Annotated in this window: 5 protein-coding genes; 4 read left to right on the top strand and 1 reads right to left on the bottom strand. The window is 73.1% G+C overall.

From position 1 onward, the window contains the following. Window positions 1-207 precede the first annotated feature (207 nt). From lnt to AOJ26_RS07065, 4 genes are all read left to right on the top strand, one after another. Window positions 208-1,821 carry an apolipoprotein N-acyltransferase gene (lnt, locus tag AOJ26_RS07080; RefSeq protein WP_053847324.1) on the top strand — a complete coding sequence of 538 codons (1,614 nt, stop codon included), beginning with the start codon at window positions 208-210 and terminating at the stop codon, window positions 1,819-1,821. 67 nt (window positions 1,822-1,888) lie between these two features. Continuing rightward, window positions 1,889-2,368: an NUDIX hydrolase gene (locus AOJ26_RS07075; RefSeq protein ID WP_053847323.1), complete on the top strand. Its 480-nt coding sequence runs from the start codon at window positions 1,889-1,891 to the stop codon at window positions 2,366-2,368. Between the two features lie 54 nt (window positions 2,369-2,422). Further along, window positions 2,423-3,223: a 3-hydroxybutyrate dehydrogenase gene (locus tag AOJ26_RS07070; RefSeq protein WP_053847322.1), complete on the top strand. Its 801-nt coding sequence runs from the start codon at window positions 2,423-2,425 to the stop codon at window positions 3,221-3,223. Window positions 3,224-3,289: 66 nt separating this feature from the next. After that, window positions 3,290-5,230 (top strand): helix-turn-helix domain-containing protein, encoded by a 1,941-nt coding sequence (locus AOJ26_RS07065; RefSeq protein ID WP_053847325.1) that lies wholly within the window; start codon window positions 3,290-3,292, stop codon window positions 5,228-5,230. Between the two features lie 47 nt (window positions 5,231-5,277). Here AOJ26_RS07065 and AOJ26_RS07060 read toward each other — a convergent pair whose 3' ends face one another. After that, entirely contained in the window at window positions 5,278-6,666 is a 1,389-nt protein-coding gene (locus tag AOJ26_RS07060; protein ID WP_053847321.1) for an MFS transporter, read from the bottom strand. Window positions 6,667-6,745 lie beyond the last annotated feature (79 nt).

The raw sequence follows: 6,745 nt of genomic DNA, 5'->3' as shown, positions 1-6,745 counted from the left end.
CCCCGAAACGCCGGTCCCCCGACCTGTGGCCCCCGCCGGCCGTACGCGCTCGGCCCGTACGGCGAGGACTCCGGCACACCGTAACCGCTGATGGGCGATTTGTGGACGAGTTGTGCGGGATCACGCGGCCCGGGCGGGTGCCCGGGGCCGTGCTCGGCGGGCGGACCGCGCTGTGGACGCCGAGGTCAACCGCCGTACACTCCCGGAGTGACCGTCACCGCAACTTCCGTGGACGAGTCGGACCGGCTGGAACCGCAGTCCGCGCCCGCCTCCCGCTGGGCCGTCCGGCTCCGCCGCCTCGTCCCGGCCGCCGCAGCGGCGCTCTCCGGAGTGCTGCTCTACGTCAGTTTCCCGCCCCGCACCCTGTGGTGGCTGGCCCTGCCCGCCTTCGCCGTCCTCGGCTGGGTGCTGCGGGGGCGCGGCTGGAAGGCGGCGTTCGGTCTCGGCTATCTCTTCGGCCTGGGTTTCCTGCTGCCGCTCCTCGTGTGGACCGGCGTCGAGGTCGGCCCAGGGCCCTGGCTCGCCCTGGTGGCGATCGAGGCGATCTTCGTCGCGCTGGTCGGCGTGGGCGTCGCCGCGGTCTCCAAGCTGCCCGGCTCGCCGGTGTGGGCGGCCGCCGTGTGGATCGCCGGGGAAGCGGCACGCGCGCGTGCGCCGTTCCACGGATTCCCCTGGGGCAAGATCGCGTTCGGTCAGGCCGACGGCGTCTTCCTGCCGCTCGCCGCGGTGGGCGGCACGCCCGTGCTGGGCTTCGCCGTCGTGCTGTGCGGCTTCGGGCTGTACGAGGTCATGCGGCTGCTCGTGGAGCGGCGGGGGACAGGTGCCGTACGGCGCCCGGCCGCGGCCGTGGCCCTGCTGAGCGTGGCCGTACCGGTCGTCGGGGCGTTCGCCGCCCGGACGCTGGTGAGCGACAAGGCCGAGGACGGCACCGTGACCGTCGCGGCCATCCAGGGCAACGTGCCGCGCGCGGGGCTGGAGTTCAACGCCCAGCGGCGGGCCGTCCTCGAGTACCACGCGCGTGAGACCGAGCGGCTGGCCGCCGAGGTGAAGGCCGGCAGGATCGAGAAGCCGGACATCGTGCTGTGGCCGGAGAACTCCTCCGACGTCGACCCCTACACCGACGCGGAGGCGGCCTCGGTCATCGGACAGGCGGCCAAGGCCATCGACGCGCCGATCTCCGTCGGCGGCGTCGTCGAGCGGGACGGCAGGCTCTACAACGAGCAGGTCCTGTGGGACCCGGTCAAGGGCCCCACCGACACCTACGACAAGCGGCAGATCCAGCCGTTCGGCGAGTACCTGCCGCTGCGCTCCCTCGTCGGCGCGATCAACAAGAACTGGACCTCCATGGTCCGCCAGGACTTCAGCCGGGGCACGAAGCCGGGCGTCTTCCGGATGGCCAACGCCGAGGTCGGACTGGTCACCTGCTACGAGGCCGCCTTCGACTGGGCCGTGCGCTCCGAGGTGACCGACGGCGCGCAGCTCATCTCCGTGCCGAGCAACAACGCGACCTTCGACCGCAGCGAGATGACCTACCAGCAGCTGGCCATGTCCCGGGTACGCGCGGTGGAGCACAGCCGGACCGTCACCGTGCCGGTGACCAGCGGCGTCAGCGCGATCATCATGCCGGACGGAAGGATCACCCAGAGGACCGGCATGTTCGTGGCCGACTCGCTGGTGCAGAAGGTGCCGCTGCGCTCGACGCAGACCCCGGCGACCCGGCTCGGCATCCTGCCCGAGATGGTCCTGGTGCTGGTCGCCGCGGGCGGGCTCGGCTGGGCGATCGGCTCGGGGCTGCGCCGGCGTCGCGCCCAGGACGTGTGACCGTACGCCGGTCCCGCGCCCTCCGGATGATCACCGGGGTGCCGTCGGCGGCGGTTAGGGTCGCTCCATGGCTACCCCTGACTTCATCCGCACCCTTCGGACGTCCATCGGTCACCACCCCCTCTGGCTGCCCGGCGTCAGCGCCGTCGTCCTCGACGAGGAAGGCAGGGTGCTGCTCAACCGCCGTTCGGACACTCGCGAGTGGTCGCTGATCGGCGGCATCCCGGACCCGGGGGAGCAGCCCGCGGCCTGTGCCGTGCGGGAGGTCGAGGAGGAGACGGGCGTGCGCTGCGCCGTCGAGCGGGTGATCGTCGTCCAGGCGCTCACGCCCGTGACCTACGAGAACGGCGACGTCTGCCAGTACATGGACATCACGTTCCGCTGCCGGGCCCTCGGCGGCGAGGCGCGGGTCAACGACGACGAGTCGCTGGAGGTGGGGTGGTTCGCGGTGGACGCCCTGCCGGAGCTGGGCGAGTTCGGGATGCTGCGGATCAAGCAGGCGTTGATGGACGCACCCACATGGTTCGACCCCACGACTTCCGAGTGAAGTATGGGGCCTGACCATATGTGGTCAGCTCGGGGCGCTGCCTAGGGTCGAAACATGACCGGCAGCAGCGCCCTTCCGGGCCCCCACGCCCCCACGCTCGACCTCGGCGGTCGCACCGCCCTCGTCACCGGCGCCGCCGGCGGCATCGGCGGCGCCTGTGCGCTGCGGCTGGCCGCCGCCGGGGCCAAGGTGAGAGCGGTCGACCGGGACGCCGCCGGTCTGGAGGCGCTCGCCGAACGTGCCGCGGGCCTGGCGGGCACCGTCGAGCCGCGGGTCCTCGACCTCACCGACCTGGACGCCGCCGAGCAGGCCGCGGCCGGCACCGACGTCCTCGTCAACAACGCCGGCCTCCAACTGGTGCGCCCCATCGAGGAGTTCCCGCCCGAGGTGTTCCACACGGTGCTCACCGTGATGCTGGAGGCGCCGTTCCGCCTGATCCGCGGCGCCCTGCCGCACATGTACGGACAGGGCTGGGGGCGGATCGTCAACGTGTCCTCGGTGCACGGTCTGCGCGCCTCGGCCTACAAGGCGGCCTACGTGGCCGCCAAGCACGGGCTGGAGGGCCTGTCCAAGACCGCGGCCCTCGAAGGCGCCCCCCACGGTGTGACCTCGAACTGTGTGAACCCGGCCTATGTGCGCACCCCACTGGTGGAGCGGCAGATCGCCGACCAGGCCCGGGCGCACGGCATCCCCGAGGAGCGCGTGGTGTCCGAGGTGCTGCTCCAGGACAGCGCACTCAAGCGGCTCATCGAGCCGGAGGAGGTCGCCGAGGCGGTGGCCTACCTGTGCGGCCCGCAGGCGTCCTTCGTCACCGGCACATCACTCGTCCTCGACGGCGGCTGGACCGCGCACTGACCGGCACCGGACGGGAGTTTTCCACAGGCCTGACGGGGTGAGCGTGCGATGAGCAATCCTGTGGGCATGTCCAGCGATCACACGCAGTCCGTCGAGCGCCCCATCGGCAGTGCCGAGCGCCCCGCCGGCAGTGCCGAGGCCCCCTTCCTCGAACTGCTGGCCAGGGGAGCGTCCGCCGACGCCTACGAGCAGCCGGTGCTGATCGCCCGCGCCGAGGGCAGGCCCGCCGAGCGGATCGCCGCGCTCGAGGAGGCCAAGGCGGTCGCGCTGCGCGTGCGCTCCGAGCTGGAGGGACGGCGCCGGCGGGAGGCCGAGCTGTCCGCCCTGTTCGAGACCGCCCACGACCTGGCCGGCCTCCGGGACCTGGACGCGGTGCTGCGGGCCATCGTGCAGCGCGCCCGCTCCCTGCTCGGCACGGACGTGGCCTACCTCAGCCTGAACGACCCGGCGCGGGGCGACACCTACATGCGGGTCACCGAGGGCTCGGTCGCGGCCCGCTTCCAGCAGCTGCGGCTCGGGATGGGCGAGGGGCTCGGCGGACTGGTCGCCCAGACCGCCCGCCCCTACGTCACCGACGACTACTTCAAGGACGACCGCTTCCAGCACACCCTCACCATCGACTCCGGCGTACGCGACGAGGGCCTGGTCGCCATCCTCGGCGTGCCGCTGACCCTGGGCGACCACGTCATCGGCGTGCTGTTCGCGGCGGACCGGCGGGCCCGGGTCTTCGAGCGGGAGCAGATCGCCCTCCTCGGGTCCTTCGCCGCGCTGGCCGCGGCCGCCATCGACACCGCGAACCTGCTCACCGAGACCCGTTCGGCGCTGACCGAGCTGGAGCGGGCCAACGAGATCATCCGGGACCGCAGCGGTGTCATCGAGCGCGCCTCCGACGTCCACGACCGGCTCGCCGAACTGGTGCTGCGCGGCGGCGGGGTGCACGACGTGGCGGCGGCCGTCTCCGAGATCCTCGACGGCACGGTCGAGTTCGCCGAGGTCGCGCCCGCAGAGGCACTGGAGGCGTCCCGGGCCGAAGGCCACGCCGTACGGCACGGGGACGACTGGATCGCCGCCGTCGCCGCCGGCGGAGAGCTCCTGGGCGCGCTCGTGCTGCGCGGCCACCCCGGGCTCGACCCCGTCGACCAGCGCACCCTGGAGCGCGCCGCGATGGTCACCTCGCTGCTCCTGCTGGCCAGACGTTCCGCCGCCGAGGCCGAACAACGGGTGCGCGGCGAACTCCTGGACGACCTGCTCGACGCCCGGGACCGGGACCCGCGGCTGCTGCGCGAGCGGGCCGCCCGCCTCGACGCCGACCTCGACGCCACCCACGTCGTGCTGGCAGCCCGTCTCGACGGTCCCGCGGCCGACGCCGACCAGGAGGCGGCCGCCCGCAGGCGCCTGTGGTCCGCGGCCTCCCACCTCGCCGCGACGCGGCACGGCCTGGCCGCCGCCCGCGACGGCGGCACCGTCCTGCTGCTGCCCCTCGCCGCCGGGGACACGGCGACCGAGCTGGCCCGCCGCACCGCCGGGCACCTCGGCACAGCCGTCCACGAGGCGGTGACCGTCGGCGCCTCCGCCCCGGTCCGTGACCTCGCCGTCCATCCGGACGCGGTGGCCGCCGCCTACGAGGAGGGCCGGCGCTGCCTCGACGCGCTGCGCCTCCTGGGCCGCTCGGGGGACGGGGCCGCCGCCGAGGACTTCGGGTTCCTCGGGCTGCTCCTGGCCGGTGACCGGGACATCGCGGGTTTCGTGGACCGCACCATCGGCCAGGTGGTCGACTACGACGACCGGCGGGGCACCGATCTGCTGCGCACCCTCGACGCCTACTTCGCCTGCGGGATGAGCCCGGCCCGCACCAAGGACGAGCTGCACGTCCATGTGAACACCGTCGCCCAGCGCCTGGAGCGGGTGGGCCGCCTGCTCGGCGAGGACTGGCAGAGCCCGGCCCGCGCGCTGGAGATACAGCTCGCGCTGCGGCTGCACCGGCTGTCGGCGCCGACGCGGCCGTGACCCCCGCGCGCACGGGCGCACGGGGGCCGGTCGGAGGGGGCGGTGGCTCAGGCGGTCCGGGCGTCCGCCGCGGCCGAGGTGGGCGCGGGCTCCGGCTCCGCGTCGGGCTCGACGTCGGACAGGTCCCGGTGCCGGGTCTCCTTGGCGACACCGACGGCTATGACCGTCAGCACGGCGGCGCCGATGACGTAGAGGGCGATCGGGGTGGAGCTGCCGTAGTCGGAGAGCAGCGCGGTGGCGATGAGCGGGGCCGGGGCGCCTGCCGCCACGGAGGCGAACTGGGCGCCGATGGAGGCACCGGAGTACCGCATCCGGGTCGCGAACATCTCGGAGAAGAAGGCCGCCTGGGGCGCGTACATGGCGCCGTGCAGGACGAGTCCGACGGTCACCGCGAGGATCAGGTTGCCGAAGCCGCCGGTGTCCACGAGCGAGAAGAAGGGGAACATCCACAGTCCGACGCCGACCGCGCCGACCAGGTACACCGGGCGCCGGCCGACGCGGTCCGACAGGGCGCCCCAGGCGGGGATCACCGCGAAGTGCACGGCCGAGGCGATCAGCACCGAGTTGAGGGCGGTCTGCTTGGAGACACCCGCCGAGGTGGTGGCGTAGACGAGGATGAACGCGGTGATGACGTAGTAGCTGATGTTCTCCGCCATGCGGGCGCCCATCGCGACCAGCACGTCGCGCCAGTGGTGGCGCAGCACGGAGACCAGCGGCAGCTTCTCGGCCGCACCGTCCCGGGCCGCCTTGCGGGCCTCGGCCTGTGCCAACGCCTGCTTGAACACGGGGGACTCGTCGACGGACAGCCGGATCCACAGACCGACGACCACCAGGACGCCGGAGAGCAGGAAGGGGATGCGCCAGCCCCAGCTCCCGAACGCCGCGTCCGAAAGGACGGCCGTGAGCAGCGACAGCACACCGGTGGCGAGGAGCTGTCCGGCCGGTGCGCCGGTCTGCGGCCACGAGGCCCAGAAGCCGCGCCGCCGCGCGTCCCCGTGCTCGGACACCAGCAGGACGGCTCCGCCCCACTCGCCGCCCAGCGCGAAGCCCTGTACCAGGCGCAGTACGGTCAGCAGCACGGGAGCGGCCGTGCCGACGGTCGCGTGCGTCGGCAGCAGACCGATCGCGAACGTCGCCCCGCCCATCAGCAGCAGGCTCAGGACCAGCAGCTTCTTCCGCCCGAGCCGGTCGCCGTAGTGACCGAACACCAGGGCGCCGAGCGGACGGGCGGCGAATCCGACGGCGTACGTCAGGAAGGACAGCAGCGTGCCGACGAGCGGGTCCGAGTCGGGGAAGAACAGCTTGTTGAAGACCAGGGCGGCCGCGGAGCCGTAGAGGAAGAAGTCGTACCACTCGATGGTGGTGCCGATGAGGCTGGCGGCGACGATGCGCTTCAGGTTGTTCGGCGTCGGGGGAGCGGATGCTGCGGAGGCCATGTGCGCCACTTCCTCGTGTGCGGTGGGGACGGGTACGTGTTCGCACACCGTAGGAACGCGCACGTCAAGGGCACATGTG

The sequence above is a fragment of the Streptomyces sp. NRRL B-24085 genome (genome assembly GCF_001282115.1).
Lineage (GTDB): Bacteria > Actinomycetota > Actinomycetes > Streptomycetales > Streptomycetaceae > Streptomyces.
This window is presented reverse-complemented; position numbering and strand designations above follow the sequence as displayed.